The sequence below is a fragment of the Lactobacillus nasalidis genome (genome assembly GCF_016587775.1).
Lineage (GTDB): Bacteria > Bacillota > Bacilli > Lactobacillales > Lactobacillaceae > Lactobacillus > Lactobacillus nasalidis.
In genome coordinates, this window is sequence record NZ_BOCG01000531.1 from 1 (window position 1) to 2,303 (window position 2,303).

The following is a 2,303-nucleotide window of genomic DNA, read 5'->3' on the forward strand; positions in this document are numbered from 1 at the left end:
CAGCCAGCCGGCTTGCGCCTGGCCCGGCAGACCGATGTTGAAGAAGCCGGCGGCTGAGGAAATCTGGAAGCCGATGGCGATGAAGATCAGCGGGGTGGCATTCCGGATGGTTTCCCCGATCCCGTTCATGGATCCCAGGGCACTTTCAAACATTGAGCTGTAAGCCTGCAATGGGTCATAGCTCCAGACCAGCATGATGATGGCCCCGACTAAAAAGCCGGCAATAACAGAAACGATTGGCACTAAAAGCCGCTTGGCTTTAGGGCTCACCTTAATCATTAGCGGCAGCCTCCTTCTTGGTATTCTTCCCAGTCATGAGCAGACCGAGTTCAGTTTCGCTGGTCTGATCAGGCTTGACTTCCCCTGATTCTGCCCCGTCGTGCAGGACGACGATGCGGTCAGACAGCTGCAAAATTTCGTCAAGTTCGTATGAGACCAGCAGGATGGCCTTGCCGGCGTCTCTTTGCTTCAGCAGTTGGGTGTGAATGTATTCGATGGCCCCGACGTCCAGACCACGGGTAGGCTGGAAGGCGATGATCAAGTCGGCGTTCCGGTCAAGTTCCCGGGCGATGATGGCCTTTTGCTGGTTACCACCGGACAGGTCGCTGGCCGGCAATTGTTCGCTGGTCGTGCGGACGTCGAACTTCTTGATCAGTTCCCGGGCGTGTTCCCGGATGGCCTTTTCGTTCATGATCCCGTGCTTGGAGTAAGGTTCCTTGTAGTAGGTCTGGATGGCCATGTTTTCAGACAAAGGCAATTGCAGAATCAAGCCGTACTTTTGCCGGTCGGCAGGGATGTGGCCGACGCCGGCTTCGGTGATTTGGCGGACTGGCTTGTTGGTCAGGTCCTGGCCGTTGATCAGCACCTGGCCGCCTTCAACGTGGCGCAGGCCAGTGATGGCTTCGACCAGTTCGTCTTGGCCGTTGCCGTCGATCCCGGCCAGACCAAGGATTTCCCCGCCGCGGATGTTGAAGGAGAGACCCTTGACTGCTTCGGTCCCCCGGTCTTCATTGACGTGCAGGTCCTTGACTTCCAGGATATTTTTCCCGAGTTTGAGTTCGGATTTGTCCAGCTTAAAGTTAACATGGTGGCCAACCATCATTTCGGCCAATTGTTCGTCATCCGCGTCAGCGACGTTGACGGTTTGGATGGACTTACCAGCCCGGATGACAGTGACCCGGTCGGCACTTTCCTTGATTTCCTTCAGCTTGTGGGTGATCAAGATGATGGACTTGCCTTCCTTGGCCAGGTTCTTCATGATCTTGATGAATTCCGTGATTTCCTGCGGTGTCAAGACGGCAGTCGGTTCGTCGAAGATCAGGATGTCGGCCCCGCGGTAAAGGACCTTCAAGATTTCGACTCTTTGCTGCTGAGCGACGGTGATGTCGGAAATTTTGGCGTCAGGGTCGATGGCCAGGCCGTATTGCTCGGACAGGGCCATGATCTTTTCTCTGGCGGTCTTAAAGTCCAGAGCCAGACCCTTGGTGGTTTCGTGGCCCAAGATGATGTTTTCCAGGACAGTAAAGGCCTGGGCCAGCATAAAGTGCTGGTGCACCATCCCGATCCCCAGGCTGGTAGCGACGTTCGGGCCGGAGATGTTGACCTTCTCGCCCCGTACGTAGATTTCGCCAGAGGTTGGTTCCAGCAGGCCGGACAGGATACTCATTAAAGTAGACTTGCCGGCGCCGTTTTCGCCAAGAAGCGCCAGGATTTCGCCCTCGCGGAGCGTGAGGTTGATATCGTTGTTGGCTTTAAAACCGTTAAAGTCTTTCACGATATGGCGCATCTCAATGATGTTTTTGATCTCTTTTTCCATATGACAAAACTTTCTTTATTACTTTTACAAAAAACACCCCGTAATATTGCGGAGTGTTTCAGATTGACTACTATATATTGTGCTACTTACTTGGAGTAGTTGCAACTTTAATTTTGCCAGCCAGGATCTGCTTGCGGGCAGCTTGAACTGCCTTCCAGGTCTTGGCATCAAGGTTCCCCTTAGTGACAGAGACGCCATCGTGAGCTAAGCCGTAGGAAATTACCTTACCGCCAGGGAATTTGCCCTTGTAGGCTTTGTCAGCGATGTCCTTGCATGCGAAACGCAGCCCCTTTAATACGGAGGTCAGCGTAAAGTTGGCCTTCTTGCCGTCTTTTGAAGTGTAGTTGCCCAGGCTTGACTGGTCAACGTCGACACCGATGACCCAGACCTTCTTGGCAGCAGTAGTTGCCTTGTTGCGGGTCTTGGCTTCGGTGAAGACACCGTTACCGGCGTTGCCGGCAGCTTGGTAGATGATGTCAGCGCCGTC

General features: G+C 53.9%; 2 protein-coding genes and 1 pseudogene. All 3 read right to left on the reverse strand.

All coding sequences use genetic code 11. The features are described from left to right. Positions 1-279 (reverse strand): annotated as a pseudogene (locus lacNas_RS10395) (ABC transporter permease); the annotation flags it as partial. Continuing rightward, positions 272-1,816 carry an ABC transporter ATP-binding protein gene (locus tag lacNas_RS10400; protein ID WP_201332057.1) on the reverse strand — a complete coding sequence of 515 codons (1,545 nt, stop codon included), beginning with the start codon at positions 1,814-1,816 and terminating at the stop codon, positions 272-274. The gene lacNas_RS10400 and the pseudogene lacNas_RS10395, both read right to left, overlap by 8 nt. Before the next feature lie 82 nt (positions 1,817-1,898). Continuing rightward, positions 1,899-2,303: BMP family lipoprotein (locus lacNas_RS10405; protein WP_201336280.1), on the reverse strand; the 405-nt coding region annotated here is incomplete at its 5' end.

Bases quoted from the DNA above. Each gene is read 5' to 3' on its own strand.
- lacNas_RS10400 (WP_201332057.1), bottom strand. From the start codon at position 1,816: ATGGAAAAAGAGATCAAAAACATCATTGAGATGCGCCATATCGTGAAA.